Origin of the sequence: Dietzia papillomatosis NBRC 105045 (assembly GCF_001570845.1) — a bacterium.
Taxonomy (GTDB): domain Bacteria; phylum Actinomycetota; class Actinomycetes; order Mycobacteriales; family Mycobacteriaceae; genus Dietzia; species Dietzia cinnamea.
Window position 1 is genome coordinate 132,837 of the sequence record NZ_BCSL01000001.1, and the last position, 18,929, is coordinate 151,765.

Genomic DNA, 18,929 nt, shown 5'->3' on the forward strand with positions numbered 1-18,929 from the left:
GGTTGCGCTGCCTCGCGGGACCAGTCGCGCAGCGTGGGTCAATTCGGCAGCGCATCTGGCGGTAGGTGCGCGCCCTGATTGCACGGCATCCCTTCTCGCACGCCGTGTCAGTACCCTCGCCCGGCGCCACTACGGTTGGAGGGGCAGCCCCTTCGCCGCCACGTCAGCGCACGGTGACGGCGGCGTCGCCGGCGGGGACGAGCTCGCCGATCACCGGGGCGCCCGGGATCTCGCCGGCCACCAGCAGTCCGCCGGAGGTCTGGGCGTCGGCGAGCAGCAGCAGCTCGTCCTCGCCCACCTTCGCGTCGAGGTGCGGACGCACCCAGTCGAGGTTGCGGCGCGTCCCGCCGCTGACGAACCCGTCGGCCAGTGCCCTGCGGGCCCCCTCGAGATAGGGCACGGCGGCCGAGTCGATCACGGCCGAGACCCCGCTGGCGCGGGTCATCTTGTAGAGGTGTCCGAGCAGCCCGAACCCGGTGACGTCGGTCGCGCACTCGACGCCCGCGGCCAGCGCCTGCCGTGAGGCGACGTCGTTGAGGCGGGTCATCGTCTCGATCGCCTCGACGCTCACCGCCCCGGTGTTCTTGTGCAGGCTGTTGAGCACGCCGATCCCCAGTGGCTTGGTCAGCGACAGCGGCACCCCGGCGCGTCCGGCGTCGTTGCGCAGCAGCCGCTCGGGGTCGGCGGTGCCGGTGACGGCCATGCCGTACTTGGGCTCCGGGTCGTCGACACTGTGCCCGCCGGCCACGTGGCAACCGGCGGCTCCCGCGATGTCCTGGGCACCGCGCAGCACCTCGCCGGCCATCTCGTATGGCAGGACGTCCATCGGCCAGCACAGGAGGTTGATGGCCACGATCGGGGTGCCGCCCATCGCGTAGACATCGGACAACGCGTTGGCGGCCGCGATCCGCCCCCAGTCGTAAGGGTCGTCGACGACGGGCGTGAAGAAGTCAGCAGTGCTGATCACGGCGACGCCGTCGGAGATTCGGACCGCCGCGGCGTCGTCGCCGTCGTCCAGCCCCACGATGAGCTCGGCCGCCGGGTCGCGCACCGGGGCCCCGACGAGTCCCGAGACGACGTTCTCCAGGGCCCCGGGCGGGATCTTGCAGGCGCACCCGCCTCCGTGCGCGTACGAGGTCAACCGGGCAGGGGACGAAGCGGTGTCGGTGGCCATACCCCGACCCTAACCACGCGAGCGGCCGGGCGGGCGCCCACGCGAGCGGCCGGGCGGGCGACCACGTGAGCGACCCGGCGGGTGACCACGTGAGCGACCCGGCGGGCACCCACGCGCGAGGATCGACGGGCGCGTCCGCCGCGGAACGCCTACCCTCGTGATGGCAGGGAGGCGTCCGGGCACCTGGTGGTCCCCGCGGTCTTCAAAACCGACGTGGCCGAGTATCTCGGTCAGGCGGGTTCGATTCCCGTCCGCCTCCGCCACAACCGTGCGAGAAGGGGAGCGACGATCGCCGAGCAGCCGCCCGCGGAGCCCACTCGGATCGCCGCCGGCGATCCGCGCCGTCGCATCCCGTCCACCGACGTCCTGCTCCGCGACCCACGGCTCGCCGCCGCCGTCGCCGAGCTGGGGCGCGAGTTGGTCAAGACAGAGATCCGGCGCGCGCAGCAGCGGGCCCGCTCGGGGGACCTCGACCCGGGCGGCATCGTCGACGCCGTCACCGCGGCCCTGCCGACCGCCGCGGTGACCCTGACCCGCGTCCTCAACGCCAGCGGGGTCCTCCTGCACACCAACCTCGGCCGCGCGCCTCTGTCCGAGGCCGCGGTGCGGGCGCTCGCCGAGGCGGCGGGGACCAATGACGTGGAGCTGGACCTGGCGACGGGGCGCCGTGGCAGACGGGGTCGCGGAGCGCTGGACGCCCTACGCTCGGCGGTCCCGACGGCCGGGGGCGTGCACGTGGTGAACAACGGCGCGGCCGCCCTCGCGCTGGCCGTGACGGCGCTGGGCGGCCCGGGCCGCACGGTCGTCATCGCGCGCGGCGAGATGGTCGAGATCGGGGACGGTTTCCGCCTGCCCGAGCTGCTCGAGTCCACGGGCACGCGCCTACGGGAAGTAGGCACGACCAACCGTGTGAATGCCGACGACTACGCCCGCGCGATCGATGACACCACCGCGTTCGTCCTCAAGGTGCACCCGTCGAACTTCGTGGTGAGCGGCTTCACCTCGTCCGTCCCGCCCGCCGACCTCCGCGATCTCGGCGTGCCGCTGGTCGTCGACATCGGGTCGGGTCTGCTCGCGCCGCATCCCGCGCTCCCCGACGAGCCGGACATGACCACCACACTCGCGGCGGGCGCGGACCTCGTCACCTCGAGCGGCGACAAGCTGCTCGGCGGACCGCAGGCCGGCATCCTGGCCGGCGACGCCGAGCTCGTCCACCGCCTGCGGCGCCACCCGCTCGCCCGCGCGCTGCGGGTCGACAAGCTCACGCTCGCCGCGCTCGAGGCGACGCTGCGGGGGCCGCGCCCGCACGTCGTGGTGGGGCTCGAGGCAGACCCCGTCGCGCTCATGGCGCGCGCCGAGCGCATCACCGGCCGTCTGCACGAGGCCGGGGTCGACGCGCGGGCCGTGCGGTCGGTCGCGGCCGTCGGCGGCGGCGGCGCGCCGGGCGTCGAGCTCCCCAGCGCCGCGGTGTCCCTGCCGGAGTCCTTCGCCGACGCGCTGCGTGCCGGCCGCCCCGCCGTCCTCGGGCGGGTCACCGAGGGCCGGTACCTCCTGGATCTGCGGGCGTTGCCTCCGGGTGACGACGACGAGCTCGCTGCGCTCGTGCTCCGCGTGGGGGCGCTCGCCTGATGTTCGTCGTGGCCACCGCCGGACACGTCGATCACGGCAAGTCGACGCTCGTCCGCGCGCTGACGGGCGAGGAGCCCGACCGGTGGGACGAGGAACGGCGCCGCGGACTGACGATCGACCTCGGTTACGCCTCCACCACCCTCGACGACGGCCGGACCGTCGCGTTCGTCGACGTTCCCGGGCACCGGCGGTTCGTCGCGAACATGCTCGCCGGGGTGGGGCCGGTGCCGGCGGTGATGTTCGTCGTGGCGGCCGACGACGGATGGATGCCACAGTCCGCCGAGCACCTCGACGCCCTCGCGGCTCTGCGGGTGCGGCACGGGATCCTGGTCATCACCCGCAGTGACCTGCTGGAGCCGGAGCTCGCGTTGGCGGAGGCCCGCGAGGCGCTCGCCGGCACCCCGCTCGCCGACATCCCGGCCGTGTGCGTCTCCGCGATCACCGGCGAGGGTATGGACCGACTGCGCGCCGAGCTGGCCGAGCTCGGCTCGCTCCTGCCCGAACCGGACCGCGACGCCGACGTGCGCCTGTGGGTGGACCGCTCGTTCACGATAGGCGGCGCCGGCACGGTCGTCACCGGGACCCTGCCCGCCGGCACGATCCGCGTGGGCGACTCGCTCGAGCTCGGGCCGTCGGGTCCGCGCGTCACCGTGCGCGGCCTGCAGTCGCTCGGGGACACGCGGGACGAGGTCACGGCGGTGGGGCGGGTGGCCGTCAACCTCCGCGGGATCGCCGCCGACGACGTCCCGCGGGGCAGCACCCTGGTGGCGCCGGGCCGCTGGGGGGCGATCGACACCGTCGACGTGCGGGTCGAGGGGCGGGACGACGGGCGGACCGACGCGCTGCCCGAGCAGCTCATGGTGCATCTCGGCTCCGCCGCGGTGGCCGCACGCGTCCGGCCCCTCGACGAGCGCCACGCGCGGCTGACGATCTCCGCGCCGCTGCCCATACGGATCGGGGACCGGCTGATCCTGCGCGAACCGGGCGCGGACCGGATCCCCGCGGGTGCCGTCGTCCTCGATCCCGCGCCTCCGGAGCTGCGTCGCCGCGGGGCCGCCCGCCGGCGGGCGGCCGAGCTCGCGCAGGTGCCCGAGTCGCCGGAGCTGGAGTCGGAGCTGCGTCGTCGGGGTGTCGCGCACGTCGACGACCTGCGGGCGTGGGGCGTGTCCGCCCCGCCCGTCGGTGAGGCGTACCGCGGGTGGCTCATCGACCCGGAGAGGGCGGCCGCGCTGGCCGGACGCCTGGTCGAGGCCGTCCGTGTGCACGACCGCGACGCCCCCCTCGATCCCGGCCTGCCCACGGAGGCCGCGCGTCGTGCCCTCGACCTGCCGGATGCCGCACTGCTGGGGGCGGTGCTCGCGCAGCCCGCCGCCGCTTCGCTGCGTACGGAGGGCGGTCGGGTGACGGCCGGGACGGCCGCTTTACCCGAGAAGGTCCGGTCCGCCGCGGAGCAGGTGGCCGAGCGGCTGCGGGCAGCCCCGTTCGACGCGCCGACCGCCGACGAGTTCGCCGAGCTGGGCCTCGGGCCGCGCGAGCTGGCCGCGTGCGAGCGCGCCGGGCTGCTGACCGGACTGGGCGCCGGGGTGTGGCTGGGCCCGAGCGTCTACCACGAGGCGGTGCGCCGGCTCCGTCAGCTACCGCAGCCGTTCACCCCGAGCGCGGCCCGGACGCACCTGATCTCCTCGCGGCGTGTGGTGTTGCCGCTGCTCGAGGCGCTCGCCGCACGCGGGCTCACCCGCCGTGAGGGCGACGACGGCCACGTCGTCACCTGATCCGGTCGTCAGCGGGCGCGGTCGTCGCCCACCTGCTCCGCGTACGCCTCGCCCCCGCCGCGGGCGTCCCGACGCTCACGCTGGGGGATCACCACGTACTTCGGGTCCTCCGCCGACGCCATGCCCGCGTGGAACACCGCCCACCGCGTGCACGCCGACCCGGCCGCCATCGCCAGCCCGGACACCGCGGACAGCAGTCGACTGCGCCGACCGAGGACCGCGCCCACCGCGCCGGCGCCCGTGAGGATCTGCGCCGCCCGGTGATACTTCCCGGCCCGGCCCGCGTGCAGCGGCTCCGCGGTGATCCCCATCGACCGCTGCATGATCTGATCCGCCGTGAGCTCGAGAGCCGCGCCGCCCACGGCTAGCCGACGGGCCGGCCCGGTCTCCTCGAGCGGACTGAGCAGCAGACCCACCCCGCCGGACGCGGCCGCGGCACTGCCGACGAAGACGAACGGCAGCTCCCGACGCGCGGCGCTCCAGCTCGGCAGGGACGTGTCGGTGAGCAGCACCGCCGTGTACGACGCGACCGCCGGGGCGACGAGCGCCGCGACGATGCCGGCCGGCCGCGACGCCCGGGTGATGAGCTCGGTGGGTAGCCGCCGGGCGAGCTTCTCGGGCAGCAGCGGCACGATCTCCTCACCGAGCGCCATGCCCGCGAACGGCCCATATGCCGAGAGGATCCAGGTGCCCACGCTCATCGGCGAGGTGAGCTTGAGCACCCGCAGCATGTGGTGGAACCGCTCCGGGCGCCCCAGGTCGTGGACCAGGTAATACAAGCTGCCGGTGATCCCGCCGAGCGCGACGATCCGCGCCGAACGACGCTGGTTCGGCAACCCGGCGAGGTCCGCACCGGCCGCGAGGAGCGACGAGCCACCGGCCAACCCGCCGAGGAAGAGATACGCCGCGATGTCGTACTTCCACGGGGGAGCCTTGACGATCGGCTTTCCGTAATACGAGCGGAACTCCGCGGGGGGCACCATGGCCTGCTCGCGGCCGCCCCGGCCCTTCCGGCGGGTCCGGGTGGTCTGCCCCGGGCCCCCGGGAATGCCCGCCTTGTCGTCGTCGTGCTCGGCGCGGTTCCCACCGTCGACGGCCATCAGGATCGTCCCCCCGCGGCGAACGCCGCCACGGCGCCGCCCAATAGCGTCACGGCCGCCAGCGCCGCCTGACGCCACATCGACCCCACGTGCCGTGTCGTCACCACGGGATCCGGCGGCAGCCCGTACACCTCGGGGTCGTCGAGCAGGAGGAAGAACGCGCCCGTGCCGCCCACGCCGTTGCGGGAGTCGTGGCCGTACAGCTGGGCATGGGGTTCGCCGGCCTCGACCAGCTGGTCGAGGCGACCGGCGGCGCGCTCGCGGAGCTCGTCGAGGTCACCGAACTGTATCGACTCGGTGGGGCACGCCTTGGCGCACGCCGGGGTCTGGCCCTCGGTGAGCCGGTCGTAGCAGAGCGTGCACTTCTGCGCGATACCCACCGCGGGGTCGCTCGCCGGCCCCGAGCGCCGCTCGATCACGCCGTACGGGCACGCGCTCACGCAGTACCCGCACCCGTTGCAGATGTCGCTCTGCACCACCACCGTGCCGAACTCGGTGTGCATGAGCGCACCGGTCGGGCACACGTCCACGCACGCCGCGTGGGTGCAGTGCTTGCACACGTCCGACTCCATGAGCCAGCGGAAGTCCGTGGGCTCGCCGGCGCCGGGTGAATCACCGGGCAGGGTCGGCGCCGGCATGCCCAGGTCGACGGGCGCACTCGGCGCCGGCGCGACGGACGCGTCCGCCACCCGCGCGGGCACCTCCTGCTCGATAAAGGCGACGTGTCGCCACGTGGACGCCCCCAGCGCCTGGGTGTTGTCGTAACTCATCCCGGACAGCTCGATGCCGTCCTCGGGGATGAGGTTCCACTCCTTGCACGCCACCTCGCAGGCCTTGCAGCCGATACACACGCTGGTGTCGGTGAAGAAGCCCTTGCGCGGCGGCGGATCCGAGTAGCCGTTGTCCCCGGCCGGGTCGATGTCACCGAAGAAGGACCGTCCGAGGTCGGACAGGAAGGCGGACATGGCTTTAGCTCTCCGTTCCCGGTTCGGTGGGCACGCCGGCGCGGCGACGGTACTCCTCGACGAACTCGAGCAGCGCGGGGCCACGCGGGCGGCGTCCCGCGACGATGTCACAGCTCGTCGCCTTGGTCGCGGGGATGGACACGTTGGGGTCGAGTTGCTGCGGCAACAGGTCGTTGGCCGGGTCGCCGATGCTCACGCCGTTGCCACCCCAGTGGTAGGGCAGCCCGATCTGGTGGAGTGTCCGGCCGTCGATCTGCAGCGGCGTCATCCGACGGGTCACCAGGACGCGGGCCTCGATCGCGGAACGGGCGGTCACGATCGTCGCCCACCCGCCGTTGACCAGGCCCCGCTCACGCGCGAGCTCCGGGGAGATCTCGCAGAAGAACTCCGGCTGCAGTTCGGACAGGTACGGCAGCGTCCGGCTCATGGCCCCCGCCGTGTGGTGCTCGGTCAGTCGGTAGGTGGTGAAGACGAACGGGAACACGTCCGTCCCCGGATCCCCGTGACCCGGCTGGGTCTCGTTGTACCGACCCGGCCGGATCGACCGGGCGGGGTTGGCGTCCCGGCCCGGATAGACCGGGTTGGACACGGGCGACTCCGGCGGCTCGTAGTGCGCGGGCAACGGACCGTCGGCGAGCCCGCGGGGCGCATAGAGCCACCCCACGCCGTCGTCCTGCATGATGAACGGCTGCGCGCCACTGATCGCCTCCGGGCCCACCGCCCCCGAGGGCGGGGTGTAGTCCGGTGACTTGTGGGCCTCGAAGTCGGGCACATCGTCACCCACCCACCGGCCGGCGCCGTCGTTCGCATCCGGGTCCCAGCGGATCAGCGCCTTGCGCTCACTCCACGGTCGGCCCTCCGGGTCCGCCGAGGCACGGTTGTAGAGGATGCGTCGGTTGGCCGGCCACGCCCAGCCCCACTCCGGGGCCACCGGACCCTGTTCGTGCCGCGACGTGCGCCGCGCGGCCTGGTTCACGCCGTCGGCGTAGACGCCGCAGTAGATCCAACAGCCGCACGCGGTCGACCCGTCCGGCTTGAGCTGCGTGAACGTGGACAGCGGCTCGCCGTCGGGGCCGCGGCCGTTGATCTCGGCGAGCACGGCCTCGGCGTCCGGCTCGTCCACCGTCCCGGGTTCCATCGGGTAATCCCACGTCAGGTCCAGCAGCGGCCGGTCGCGCGGATCGGTGGAGCCGGCCATCTTCTCCTTGAGACGACGCCCGAGGTGGTAGTAGAACCACAGTTCGCTTCGCGCGTCTCCCGGCGGCTCGACGGCCTGGTGCCGCCACTGCAGGAGCCGCTGCGTGTTGGTGAACGTGCCCTTCTTCTCCACGTGGTTGGCGGCGGGGAAGAAGAACACCTCGGTGCCGATGTCCTCGGTGCGCATCTCGCCGGTCTCGATCTCCGGCCCGTTCTTCCAGAAGTCGGCCGACTCGATCATGACGAGGTCGCGGACGACCAGCCAGTCGAGATTGGCCAGCCCGGCGCGCTGCATCCGCCCGTTCGCGGTGCCCACCGCCGGGTTCTCACCCACCAGGAAGTAGCCGCCGCCGCCCTCGTCGACCTGGCGCTGCACGGTCGCGGTCGAGTCGGCCTTGTCGGTGAGCTTGGGCAGATAGCCGTAGGCGAAGTCGTTGTCCTCGGTGGCCGCGTCACCCCACCACGCCTTGAGCAGGCTGACCGTGTACGAGCGCATGTTGCCCCAGAATCCCTGTGCCTCGTCGTCGGTGCCGATGTAGCTGTCCAGATCCGGTTGGCTGTGCGCGTCCGGAGTGGGCAGGTAACCGGGCAGCAGGTCGAACAGCGTGGGGATGTCGGTGGAGCCCTGGATGCTCGCGTGCCCGCGCAGCGCCATGATGCCGCCGCCGGGCCGGCCGATGTTGCCGAGCAGCAACTGCAGGATCGCGGCCGTGCGGATGTACTGCACGCCCACGGTGTGCTGGGTCCAGCCGACCGCGTAGCAGAACGCCGACGTGCGTTCCCGCCCCGAGTTCTCGGTCAGCGCCCGGGCGACGCGGTGGAAGTCCTCCGTCGCGATGCCGCAGGTGCGCTCGACCATCTCCGGGGTGTAGCGACTGAAGTGCCGCTTGAGGATCTGGAAGACGCACCGCGGGTGCTGGAGGGTCTCGTCCACGTTCGGGTCGGTGGTGGTCGCCGAAGCGCGGGCGCCGGCGGCGCCGGGGACTTCCGCGGGCTCGTCGTCCGAGTCGTCCTCGCCCGAGCCGCTCTCGTCCGGCATGTCGTTGCCGCGACCCTCGTACTGCCACGACTCGAAGTCGTACGTCCGGTCCCCGCTGTCGAACCCGGAGAACAGGCCCGCCAGGTCTTCGGTGTCGAGGAACTCCTCGCCGATGATCGTCGACGCGTTGGTGTAGGCACGAACGTACTCGTGGAAGTAGGAGTCGGTGGTCAGGACGTGGTTGATCAGCCCGCCGAGGAACGCGATGTCCGAGCCGGCGCGGATCGGCACGTGCAGGTCCGCGAGGGCGCTGGTGCGCGTGAACCGCGGGTCCACGTGGATGATGGTCGCGCCGCGCCGCTTGGCCTCCATGACCCACTGGAAACCCACGGGGTGGGCCTCGGCCATGTTGGAGCCCTGGATGACGATGCAGTCAGCGTTGGCCAGATCCTGCTGGTAGTTCGTGGCACCACCACGCCCGAACGAGGTTCCCAGACCGGGAACGGTGGAGGAGTGTCAAATTCTGGCCTGGTTCTCCACCTCGATGGCGCCGAGCGCCGTGTAGAGCTTCTTCATGAGGTAGTTCTCCTCATTGTCCAGCGTCGCCCCGCCGAGGCTGGCTAAGCCGCGGGTGCGCCGGACCGTGTCGCCCTTGTCGTCCGTGTCCTCCCAGAACTCTTCCCGCGACGCCAGGACGCGCTCGGCGACCATGTCCATCGCCGTCTCGAGGTCCAGTTCCTCCCACTCTGTGGCGTACGGCTTGCGGTGGAGGACCGTGGTGATGCGCCCGGGGTTGGTCACGAGCTGCTTGCTCGCGGATCCCTTTGGGCACAGGCGACCGCGCGAGATGGGGCTATCGTCATCCCCCTCGATCTGGACGACCTCGCCGTCGGAGACGTAGACGTCTTGGCCGCACCCGACCGCGCAGAACGGGCAGACGCTCTTGACCACCTTGTCGGCCGTCTTCGTACGAGGGGTGATCTCCAGCGAGCGGCGCGAACGGGTGGCGCTGCCGCGGCCGAGCAGGTCGGACCCGGCCAGCTGGCGCAACACGGGCCAGTTGAGCGGCGAGCCGTACCTCGCCAGCTCGGGCCCGGACCCCCCCCGGGGCCGATCCGGCCCGGACTGCTGGTTCTCCGTCTCCGACATGCCACCTCCCGTACTCGCGTACGTGCCCCATGTAACGCGAGCCCCCCGGGCCCCGCAACCGGAGCACCGTCGGACCCGCCCGGTCGCGGGCGGGCGGTGACCGACCATTCCCCGGAACGCCGCCGACCTGCATCATGGTGGCGTGGACGAGCAGACTCAGACCGATACCGGGGCGTTCGCGACCGTGGGACTCATGGCCGACCCCGGAGTGCCCCGCCGGGTCGCGGTGGCGATCGCGGACGACCTCGCCGAGGACCTCGGCCGTGAACTCGGTGGACGCTGGCGGGTGGAGGTCGACCAGGAGACCCTCCCGCTGGGGCCGGAGGGAGAGATCCGGCTCACCGATCACGCCCCCCGCTTGCTGCAGCAGCACGGGTGGGACTTCGTGATCTATCTGACGGACCTGGCGACCCACCCCGACGGTGTGCCGGTGTTGTACGACGTCAGCCGCTCGACCGCGGCCGCCCTGGTGTGCGTGCCGGTGCTGGGTGTGTTCCGCGTGCGGTCGAAGGTCCGCGAGCTGGCGCTCCGGCTGGTGCGTTCGGGGACCCACCGCGACGGAATGGGTGTGCCCGGCACCGACGACCTGCCCCCGGCGCACCGGCGTGGGCTCGTCAACAAGGCCCGCCTGCTCGCGGGCATGGTGCACAACAACCGGCCCGCCCGGATGGTAACGGCCCTGTCCGGCGTCGTGGCCGCCGGCGCGGGCACGGGCGCCTTCGGCATCTTCTACGGCAGCATCGCCGCGCTGTCGGTGGAGCTGCACGCGCTCAGATTGCTGCTCATCAGCGTGATGGGGGTTCTCACGCTGGTCGCGTGGCTCATCCTGCGCAACGGGCTCTGGACCCGGCGGAACGACGAGTTCACCCCGGGCAACCGCAGAATGGACAACGCGGCCACGGTGCTGACCGTGGGGGTCGGCGTGGGCATCATGTTCGTCGCCCTCCTGGCGGCGATGTTCGTCCTGGCGCTCACAGTGATGGACGCTGACTACCTGGGGACGCAGCTCGGTCGCCCCACGGTCCTGCTCGACTACGTCCACCTGGCGTGGTTGTCCAGCTGCCTGGGCGCCTTCGCCGGCGCCCTGGGATCGAACTTCGACGACGAGAACGTGGTGCGCGAGGCCACCTACAGCCTGCGGTGGCACGAGCGCCGCAAGATGTTCGACAGCTACCAGAGCCGTGAGGGCGACCCCGACGAGCAGCAGGAGCAGCAGCGGATCGAGCGCGAGCATGACGACGACGACAACGACGACGCCGACGGCGACGCCGACAACGCCGCCCGCGGCCGCGGTGAGGAGAGCCACGGCGAGCAGGGCCGCGGCGAGCACCCCGGTGGCGACACGGCCGCCGGCGGTGACGAGCGCCGAGAGGTCGACGACGACAGGGCCTCGGACCGAGGGGGCGTCATCGCAGACGGCGACTCCGAGTCCTCTCGGCAGGTGGAGGATGGCCGGTCGAGAGGGTAGACAAGGGGCATGACCGCCGCACCCGCCGACCTCGCTCCCGTGAACGACGCCACGTCGACCGCGCCTCCGCTGCCCCGCGCGTGCGGGCCGCTGTCGGATGCGGCGACCGAGGCTCTGTCGACCGGGCGCACGGACCGGCTTCCGGCGGTCCCGGCCGAGGTCGAGCCGTTGGGCCGCGACCTGCAGCTGACGCTCTACACGTTGTACGAGCTGCACTACCGGGGCTTTGACGGCGTCGATGCCGAACTCGAGTGGGACCCGGAGATCCTGCGGATGCGTCGGGACCTCGAGCGGGTGTTCCTCGCGCACCTGCGTGGCGCGGTCGAGCCGGGCGACGACCCGGTGGCCGAGATGGACGCGATGTCGGTCGAGGCCACTTCCGGCACCGGCCAGTCGTGGTACTTCAAGGACGAGGGCACGTGGGATCAGATCCGCGAGTACATCGCCCACCGCTCGCTGTACCACCTCAAGGAGGGTGACCCGCACGCGTTCGCGATCCCGCGGCTGCAGGGTCAGGCCAAGGCGTCGTTCGTAGCCGTCGAGTTCGACGAGTTCGGCGGTGGCCGCGGCGATCGCGTTCACCAACAACTGTGGGCGGACCTCATGAGCGCGGCCGGACTGGACCCGTCGTATCTCGGCTACATCGACCGGGTGAGCGCCGAGACGCTGTCGACGGTGAACCTCATGTCGATGTTCGGCCTGCACCGGTCGCTGCGCGGCGCCGCGATGGGACACTTCGCGGCGATCGAGATCACCTCGTCGCCGGGATCCGCGCGGCTGGTGGCGGGTCTGCGCCGGATGGACGCCCCCGAGGAGTGTGTGCACTTCTACGCTGAGCACGTCGAGGCCGACGCGGTCCACGAGCAGGTCATGCGCCACGACGTGGTGGGCGACCTGGTCGGACGGGAGCCCGAGCTGGCCGCCGACATCGTGTTCGGGATGCGGGCGCTGGACTACCTCGACGACCTCGCGGCCGAGAAGATGCTCGCGGCGTGGAAGCGCGGCGAGTCCTCGCTCCTGCCCTGACGCGTCTCGCGCCCCCGCCCCACCGTGCGAGTCGGCGGGGCCGACGCAGCCCCCGCCCCACATCCGCTACTCCCGCTCCTGATCCGCTACTCCCACAGGGGTAGCGGATCCCTACTCGGGGTAGCGGATTTCTGGTTGGGCGGTCAGCCCTGCGCGTCCTCCGTGTCGGTGGGGCGCACCTTCCGGCGGTGGCTGGTGTCGCACAGCGGGTAGTTCTTGCTGCGTCGGCACGCGCACACGGCCACCACGAAGCGGTCCGAGCACACCCGGTGCCCGTCGGGCGTGGTCATGTCGACCGGCCCCTCGACCAGGATCGGGCCGCCCGGCACGATCCGTACGCGCCGGGCATCGCGCGACGCGCCGCTTCCGCCACCAGCCGAGCCGTCGGACCCGCGCGTCCCGCGCTCAGCTGCGGTCAACGCGGATCACCACCAATTCCTCCTCGCGCCGTCCGGGCTCGAGCAGACCGGCGGCCTCGAGGCGCTCGGCGTACGAGGCCATGACAGGCCCGAAGTCGACGGTGCGCGTGGCGATCGGCCGCGCGGTGAACCCGACCTCCTTCATCCTGCGGACGGTCTCCGGCGGGTCGGAGAACTCCGAGTGCACGATGAGCATGGTCCCGCCGGGTGCGAGCAGGTCGGGGGCGAGCTCGCAGAGCTGGTCGAGCACGACCCGCCCGTTGGCGCCCGCGTCCCACGCGCGGTTGGGGCCGGTGCCCTCGAGCGGGGCGTCGGAGGGGACGTACGGCGGGTTGGACACCACCACGTCGAAGGGCCCGGCGTAGCGGGCGTCGGCCAGCGTGCCGAGGCGGACGACGACGTCGACGCCCGCCCGCTCCGCGTTGCTGGACGCGCAGGCGACGGCGGCGGGGGAGATGTCGTAGGCGACCACCTCGAGGGCGCCCTTGAGTGCGGCCTCGATGGCCAGGATCCCGCTGCCTGTACAGATGTCGAGCACGCGCTTACCGGCGACCACGTCGCACTTGTCGAGTGCGTCGCAGAGCAGCCAGGAATCGTCTTGCGGGGCGTACACGCCGTCGTCGACCTCGATATGGGCGAACCGGGTCTGGGTCATCGGGGCCTCCGGTCGGGCAGGGGGTCAGATGCTGCCCAGTCAATCTGTGAAGGCCGGCGCCTGCAACCGATGTGACCGCGATTGACGCGGCTGCTACTGCCAGTAGAGGCCGCCGGGCACGTCCGCGCCGCCGGTGAGTCGGCAGGTCAGGACGGTGTCGTCGGCGCCGGTCACGGCGAGGCCCTCCTGCGCGCACGGCCCGCCGGGGCGTGGCTGGCCGACGGCCTCGGCGAGCCCGCCCCCGCCCCCGCCCTCGCCGGCGTCGGGCACGGAGCCGGCGCGGGGCAGCCACAACGGGCCGGCGCCGCGGGGGTCCTCGGTGCAGAACAGCGCGGACCCGTTCTCGGCCTGCGCGACCTCGCCGAGCATCTGGCACGGCCCGCCGGCGCCCACGACGTTGGCGGGCAGCTGCGGAGGAGGTGCGGGCGCCGCGGGCGCGGCGGCGGTGGCCGTCGCGGACACCGGTTCGGCGGTGTCGCGGGTCGGCGTGGCGGACGAGGGGGTCGACGACGACGAGGTGCTCGACGCCGTCGCCGGCGGGGCGGCCGGTTCGCCGTCCGGGTCGGCGGAACAGGCCGAGAGTGCGACCCCGGCCGCCATCGCGAGTGCGATGACGGCCGGGACACGGCGACGTCCCGTGGTGGCGTGCGGGTGGTGCGTCGCGGTGGGGTTCATACGGTCCTCTGTGATGCGCTGGTCAGGCCCCGATGATGAAGGCCTCGAGCTCGGCGCGGGCCTTGTCGTCCGCCATCTGGACCGGCGGGGACTTCATCAGGTACGCCGAGGCCGGCAGGATCGGCCCGCCGATCCCGCGGTCCTTGGCGATCTTGGCCGCGCGGACGGCGTCGATGATGATGCCCGCCGAGTTGGGGGAGTCCCACACCTCGAGCTTGTACTCCAGGTTGATGGGGGCGTCACCGAACGCACGTCCCTCGAGACGAACGTACGCCCACTTGCGGTCGTCGAGCCACTCCACGTAGTCCGAGGGGCCGATGTGCACGTTGCGGTCGTGGACCTTGTCCTTGAGCGAGCCCTCGAGGTTCGAGGTCACGGCCTGGGTCTTGGAGACCTTCTTGGACTCGAGGCGGTCCCGTTCGAGCATGTTCTTGAAGTCCATGTTGCCGCCGACGTTGAGCTGGTACGTGCGGTCCAGCGCGACGCCGCGGTCCTCGAAGAGCTTGGCCATCACGCGGTGGGTGATGGTGGCGCCGACCTGGCTCTTGATGTCGTCGCCGACGATCGGGACGCCGGCGGAGCGGAACTTCTCCGCCCACTCGGGGTCGGAGGCGATGAACACGGGTAGGGCGTTGACGAACGCGACACCGGCGTCGATCGCGCACTGCGCGTAGAACTTGTCGGCCTCCTCCGAGCCGACGGGCAGGTAGCTCACCAGCACGTCGACCTCGGCGTCACGCAGTGCCTGCACGACGTCGACGGGCTCGGCGGCGGACTCCTCGATCGTCTCGCGGTAGTACTTACCCAGGCCGTCGAGAGTGGGGCCGCGCTGCACGGTCACGCCGGTGGGCGGGACGTCGCAGATGGAGATGGTGTTATTCTCGGAGGCGCGGATGGCCTCGGCGAGGTCCATGCCGACCTTCTTGCCGTCGACGTCGAACGCGGCGACGAAATCCACGTCGCCCACGTGGTAGTCGCCGAACTTCACGTGCATGAGGCCGGGGACGGTCGAGTCGACCGCCGCGTCCTTGTAGTACTCCACGCCCTGCACGAGCGAGGACGCACAGTTGCCGACGCCGACGATCGCGACGCGCACCTTCTGGTCGGTCATTGGGGTTCTCCTTGTGATGGGTTCTCGGTCCGGATGAGCTCGTTGATCCACCGCAGCTCGCGCTCGCTGGTCTCGAGCCCGAGCAGGGTGAGCTGCCGGGCGTACCGCAGTTCGGCGGGGCCGGTGCGTGCGGCGGCATCGCGTTGACCCTCGCGTCGCTCCTCCAGGACCCGCCGTCGGCCCTCGAGTAGCCGCACCCGGGCGGGGCCGGGCGTGCGGTCGAAGAAGGCCAGGTGGACGCCGAAGCCGTCGTCGGTGAACGACGACGCGCCGGGTTCGTCGAGCAGGGTCGCCAGCGTCTCCTTGCCGCGCGTGGTGATGCGGTAGGTCTTGCGACCGCGCCGCGCCGTAGCGGGTGGCCGGGTAGCGGTGGCGGCCGAGGAGTCCTCGACGATGTCTCCCTGGTGTCGGAGGCGACGCAGCGTCGGATAGAGGGAGCCGAAGGACACCGTCCGGACCGTCCCGAGCATCTCGGACAGCCGCTTGCGCAGCTCGTACCCGTGCATCGGCCGCTCGTCGAGCAGTCCCAGGATGGCCAGTTCCAGCACTCCACCTCCCCCTTCCCACGTCGGTCGTGTCTGCGGATGTCATGCGACGGTCACCGATCGTACACCCACTGATGTATCGGAGCGATATACCGGCGAGCGCCATCCGGCCCGGGGTCCCCGCGGGAGCCGTACGCTGGGGTCGTGGACCAGGCCGACTCCCGCTTCCCGCGACCCGGCCTCCCGCCGGGGCCGGAGGACCCCACCGGCCGTGCGGCGCTGCGGCGCCGCCGGGTGGTGGACTTCGCGCTGCGCCGTCGCGGCGTCCTGGCGTCCCTGCGCGAGGGCGGCCTGTCCCTACGCGAGGTCTGCGACGCGGACGTCTACCTCCTGCGCGCGGCCGGCTTCCACGGCGTGGTCACCGACACCGTGTGCCCGGTCTGCCGCAAGGAGAACCTCACCGAGGTGTCCTGGGTGTTCGGCGACGACCTGGGCCCGGCGTCCGGCTCCGCCCGCGGTGCCGACGAGATCGAGCAGCTCGCCCTGTCCCACGACGAGTTCACCGTCCACGTCGTCGAGGTGTGCCGCAGCTGCTCGTGGAACCACCTCGTCGAGTCCTACGAGGTGGGGCTCACGCCGGGGACCGGAAAGCGCGTACGACGGGCGGCCAGAGAGCTCCGACGCCACCGCTGAACACCCCGCCGGGTGCCCGACAGCGCCTCCGGAGTACAGAGTCGGCGCCCTTTTCGTACACAATGGTCGCCAGAGCACCGCCGCCGGGGGCCTTCCGGGTCGGTCGGATCGGCTCGCGGGAGGGTAGAGCATGGCGCAGAACGGCAGGACGGGTAAGGCCGCCGACGAGGACCGGGGCAGGGCCTCGGAGCAGGCCGGGTGGGTCCGTCGCCATCCGGTCTGGACGACGGTGATCCTCCTCGCCGTCGTCCTCCTGGTCGTCCCCCTCACGGTGGCGGTCGTGACCTACAACCGCACGGAGATCCCCGATCCCGGCAGCGTCCGCACGGAGCAGATCTCGGAGATCTACCAGAGCGACGGCACCACGATGATCGGTCGCATCGTCCCGCCCGAGGGGAACCGCACCCTCATCGAGCTCGACACGGTGCCCGTCCACGTGCGCAACGCGGTCATCGCCGCCGAGGACCGCTCCTTCTACACCAACGAAGGTTATGACCCCACCGGCATCGGCCGTGCGGTGATCGGGCAGATCACGGGCGAGTCCAGCGCGGGCGGCGGCTCCACCATCACGCAGCAGTACGTCAAGAACACGATGGTCGGGGACGCGCCCACCTACGAGCGCAAGGCCAAAGAGATCATCATCGCCGCCAAGATGACGAACGAGTGGTCCAAGGACCAGATCCTCGAGGCCTACCTCAACACCATCTACTTCGGCCGCGGCGCCTACGGTATCGCCGCCGCCTCCACCGCCTACTTCAACAAGCCCGTCGAGGCGCTGACGGTGGAGGAGGGTGCGCTGCTGGCCGGCGTCATCCAGTCGCCCTCCGCCCTGGATCCGCTCAACAACCGCGAGGCCTCCGAGCGACGGTGGAACTACGTCATGGACGGCATGCGGGACATGGGTGCCATCGACGCGCAGCAGCGCGGCAACGCCGTGTTCCCGCAGGTGGTCGAGGATCCGCAGGCCGTCGAGCAGAACGTCGGCGACCCCACCAACGGCCCGATCCGGCGCCAGGTGCTCGCCGAGCTCGCCCAGTCCGGGATCGACGAGCAGATGCTCAACACCCGCGGTCTCAAGATCATCACCACGATCGATCCCAAGACCCAGGACGCGGTCGTCAACGCGGCGCGCTCCAACATGCAGGGCGAGAGTCCGGACAACCGCACGGCGGTGGTGTCGATCAACCCGCGCACCGGCGGCGTGATCGGCTACTACGGCGGCGAGGAGGCCGAGGGCTGGGACTACGCCAACGCCCCGCTGCAGACCGGTTCGACGTTCAAGATCTTCGGTGTCGCTGCCGCCCTCGAGCAGGGCATCGGCCTCGGCACCCAGATCTCCTCCGCTCCGGTCACCACGGGCAACGTCACGGTCACCAACGTCGACGGCCGGTCCTGTGGCTCCTGCTCGATCTCCCAGGCGCTGCTGCTGTCGCTCAACACCTCGTTCATCCGGCTCCAGCGCATGCTGGACAACGGGGCCAACGACGTCCGCGACATGGCCCACCGCACGGGCATCCCCAAGCAGATCCCGGGTCTGCCGTGGGAGACCCTGAGCGAGCAGGGTGAGGATCCGTACGACGGCCTCATCCTGGGCCAGTACCCCATCCGCGTCCGTGACATGGCGACCGGCCTGGCGACCTTCGCCGCCGAGGGTGTCCACCGGCCCACGCACTTCATCGAGCGGGTCGAGACCGCCGACGGCGAGGTGCTCCTGGACAACTCGTCGATCGAGGGCGAGGAGGTGGTCGAGGCCGACGTCGCCAACAACCTCACGTCCGCGATGGAGCCCATCGCCGCCTACTCGAACGGCCATGCGCTGGCCGGCGGCCGCCCCTCGGCGTCCAAATCCGGCACCACCCAGCTCGGCGACACCGGCTACAACAAGGACGCCTGGTTCGTCGGCTACACCCCGTCGATCGCCACCGCGGTCTGGGTCGGCACCGACGACAACAAGCCGCTGCTCAACGCCTGGGGCGGCACGATGTACGGCGCCTCCGTGCCCGCCGACATCTGGAAGTCGGCCATGGACGGCGCGCTGTCCGGGACCGACTGGGAGTCCTTCCCCGAGCCCGGCTACATCGGCGGTCAGGCCGGACGCTCCTCGTGGGGGTCCTCCGGGACCGGCTCGGGCACCACGGGCGGTACCGGGACCGGCGACACCGCTCCCCAGCCGAGCGTCGCGCCCGCGCCCGTCCAGCCCGCACCCGCCCCGCAGGCCCCCGGCCCGCTGACCATCCAGGTGCCCGGCCTGCCGGAGATCGTCATCCCCGGCGCCGGTGCGCCCGCCCCGGCCCAGCCCGCCCCCGCGCCCGCGCCGGGCCCAGGCGGGGCCGGCGGCAACACGGGCGGCGGCAACACGGGCGGTGGCGACACGGGCGGCGGGAACGACGGCGGCGACGCCACGGACGGCGGGCCCTGACCCGCGGCCCGCA

Annotated in this window: 15 protein-coding genes and 1 tRNA gene; 7 read left to right on the forward strand and 9 right to left on the reverse strand. The window is 72.0% G+C overall.

Annotated elements, in window-relative coordinates; translation table 11 throughout:
• Positions 1 to 163 precede the first annotated feature (163 nt).
• A complete protein-coding gene (gene selD, locus DPA01S_RS00615; protein WP_061913458.1) occupies positions 164 to 1,174 on the reverse strand; it encodes a selenide, water dikinase SelD in 1,011 nt (336 codons plus the stop codon).
• 167 nt (positions 1,175 to 1,341) lie between these two features.
• Between selD and DPA01S_RS00620 the strand changes: the two genes are divergently transcribed.
• From DPA01S_RS00620 to selB, 3 genes are all read left to right on the forward strand, one after another.
• Positions 1,342 to 1,437 (forward strand) — tRNA-Sec (locus tag DPA01S_RS00620).
• 103 nt (positions 1,438 to 1,540) lie between these two features.
• The gene (gene selA / locus DPA01S_RS00625; RefSeq protein ID WP_061913534.1) at positions 1,541 to 2,803 is read left to right on the forward strand and encodes an L-seryl-tRNA(Sec) selenium transferase; all 1,263 of its coding nucleotides are present in this window, start codon (positions 1,541 to 1,543) and stop codon (positions 2,801 to 2,803) included.
• Positions 2,803 to 4,575, forward strand: coding sequence for a selenocysteine-specific translation elongation factor (gene selB / locus DPA01S_RS00630; RefSeq protein ID WP_198150698.1), 1,773 nt, complete (start codon positions 2,803 to 2,805; stop codon positions 4,573 to 4,575). The genes selA and selB overlap by 1 nt, the downstream gene beginning before the upstream one ends.
• 8 nt (positions 4,576 to 4,583) lie before the next feature.
• On the opposite strand, the gene nrfD is transcribed toward selB, so the two are convergent.
• From nrfD to fdh, 3 genes are read right to left on the reverse strand one after another with little or no spacing between them, the layout of a single operon-like run.
• The gene (gene nrfD / locus DPA01S_RS00635) at positions 4,584 to 5,675 is read right to left on the reverse strand and encodes an NrfD/PsrC family molybdoenzyme membrane anchor subunit (RefSeq protein WP_375545243.1); all 1,092 of its coding nucleotides are present in this window, start codon (positions 5,673 to 5,675) and stop codon (positions 4,584 to 4,586) included.
• Positions 5,675 to 6,640: a 4Fe-4S dicluster domain-containing protein gene (locus tag DPA01S_RS00640; RefSeq protein WP_061913462.1), complete on the reverse strand. Its 966-nt coding sequence runs from the start codon at positions 6,638 to 6,640 to the stop codon at positions 5,675 to 5,677. Before DPA01S_RS00640 ends, nrfD begins: the two co-directional genes overlap by 1 nt.
• A gap of 4 nt (positions 6,641 to 6,644) precedes the next feature.
• The gene (gene fdh / locus DPA01S_RS00645; RefSeq protein WP_232302946.1) at positions 6,645 to 9,902 is read right to left on the reverse strand and encodes a formate dehydrogenase; all 3,258 of its coding nucleotides are present in this window, start codon (positions 9,900 to 9,902) and stop codon (positions 6,645 to 6,647) included.
• A 205-nt stretch (positions 9,903 to 10,107) separates the two neighbouring features.
• On the opposite strand from fdh, the gene DPA01S_RS00655 reads away from it, so the two are divergent.
• On the forward strand, positions 10,108 to 11,433 hold the full coding sequence (locus DPA01S_RS00655) for a hypothetical protein (protein ID WP_061913466.1): 1,326 nt from the start codon (positions 10,108 to 10,110) through the stop codon (positions 11,431 to 11,433).
• Positions 11,434 to 11,442: 9 nt separating this feature from the next.
• Positions 11,443 to 12,459 (forward strand): iron-containing redox enzyme family protein, encoded by a 1,017-nt coding sequence (locus tag DPA01S_RS00660; RefSeq protein WP_061913468.1) that lies wholly within the window; start codon positions 11,443 to 11,445, stop codon positions 12,457 to 12,459.
• Positions 12,460 to 12,602: 143 nt separating this feature from the next.
• Here the strand turns inward: DPA01S_RS00660 and DPA01S_RS00665 are convergent, their stop codons facing one another.
• The 5 genes from DPA01S_RS00665 to DPA01S_RS00685 form a co-directional block, all read right to left on the reverse strand.
• On the reverse strand, positions 12,603 to 12,878 hold the full coding sequence (locus tag DPA01S_RS00665) for a CDGSH iron-sulfur domain-containing protein (protein ID WP_232302939.1): 276 nt from the start codon (positions 12,876 to 12,878) through the stop codon (positions 12,603 to 12,605).
• The gene (locus DPA01S_RS00670; protein ID WP_061913472.1) at positions 12,865 to 13,533 is read right to left on the reverse strand and encodes a HemK2/MTQ2 family protein methyltransferase; all 669 of its coding nucleotides are present in this window, start codon (positions 13,531 to 13,533) and stop codon (positions 12,865 to 12,867) included. The genes DPA01S_RS00665 and DPA01S_RS00670 overlap by 14 nt, the downstream gene beginning before the upstream one ends.
• Before the next feature lie 93 nt (positions 13,534 to 13,626).
• Positions 13,627 to 14,208 (reverse strand): hypothetical protein, encoded by a 582-nt coding sequence (locus DPA01S_RS00675; RefSeq protein ID WP_061913474.1) that lies wholly within the window; start codon positions 14,206 to 14,208, stop codon positions 13,627 to 13,629.
• Positions 14,209 to 14,230: 22 nt separating this feature from the next.
• On the reverse strand, positions 14,231 to 15,319 hold the full coding sequence (locus DPA01S_RS00680; RefSeq protein WP_061913477.1) for an inositol-3-phosphate synthase: 1,089 nt from the start codon (positions 15,317 to 15,319) through the stop codon (positions 14,231 to 14,233).
• Complete coding sequence (locus DPA01S_RS00685; protein WP_061913479.1) at positions 15,316 to 15,867, reverse strand: PadR family transcriptional regulator; 552 nt, start codon at positions 15,865 to 15,867, stop codon at positions 15,316 to 15,318. Before DPA01S_RS00685 ends, DPA01S_RS00680 begins: the two co-directional genes overlap by 4 nt.
• Positions 15,868 to 16,098: 231 nt before the next feature.
• Between DPA01S_RS00685 and DPA01S_RS00690 the strand changes: the two genes are divergently transcribed.
• Both DPA01S_RS00690 and DPA01S_RS00695 read left to right on the forward strand, forming a co-directional pair.
• The gene (locus tag DPA01S_RS00690; protein WP_061913540.1) at positions 16,099 to 16,497 is read left to right on the forward strand and encodes a DUF5318 family protein; all 399 of its coding nucleotides are present in this window, start codon (positions 16,099 to 16,101) and stop codon (positions 16,495 to 16,497) included.
• Between the two features lie 130 nt (positions 16,498 to 16,627).
• Entirely contained in the window at positions 16,628 to 18,916 is a 2,289-nt protein-coding gene (locus DPA01S_RS00695; RefSeq protein WP_061913482.1) for a transglycosylase domain-containing protein, read from the forward strand.
• Positions 18,917 to 18,929 lie beyond the last annotated feature (13 nt).

What these genes read in the sequence shown, in the direction of transcription:
- DPA01S_RS00660 (WP_061913468.1), top strand. Translation starts at nt 11,443, where the DNA reads ATGACCGCCGCACCCGCCGACCTCGCTCCCGTGAACGACGCCACGTCG.
- selB (WP_198150698.1), top strand. Translation starts at nt 2,803, where the DNA reads ATGTTCGTCGTGGCCACCGCCGGACACGTCGATCACGGCAAGTCGACG.
- DPA01S_RS00680 (WP_061913477.1), bottom strand. Translation starts at nt 15,319, where the DNA reads ATGACCGACCAGAAGGTGCGCGTCGCGATCGTCGGCGTCGGCAACTGT.
- DPA01S_RS00695 (WP_061913482.1), top strand. Translation starts at nt 16,628, where the DNA reads ATGGCGCAGAACGGCAGGACGGGTAAGGCCGCCGACGAGGACCGGGGC.
- DPA01S_RS00640 (WP_061913462.1), bottom strand. Translation starts at nt 6,640, where the DNA reads ATGTCCGCCTTCCTGTCCGACCTCGGACGGTCCTTCTTCGGTGACATC.
- DPA01S_RS00675 (WP_061913474.1), bottom strand. Translation starts at nt 14,208, where the DNA reads ATGAACCCCACCGCGACGCACCACCCGCACGCCACCACGGGACGTCGC.
- nrfD (WP_375545243.1), bottom strand. Translation starts at nt 5,675, where the DNA reads ATGGCCGTCGACGGTGGGAACCGCGCCGAGCACGACGACGACAAGGCG.
- selD (WP_061913458.1), bottom strand. Translation starts at nt 1,174, where the DNA reads ATGGCCACCGACACCGCTTCGTCCCCTGCCCGGTTGACCTCGTACGCG.
- DPA01S_RS00670 (WP_061913472.1), bottom strand. Translation starts at nt 13,533, where the DNA reads ATGACCCAGACCCGGTTCGCCCATATCGAGGTCGACGACGGCGTGTAC.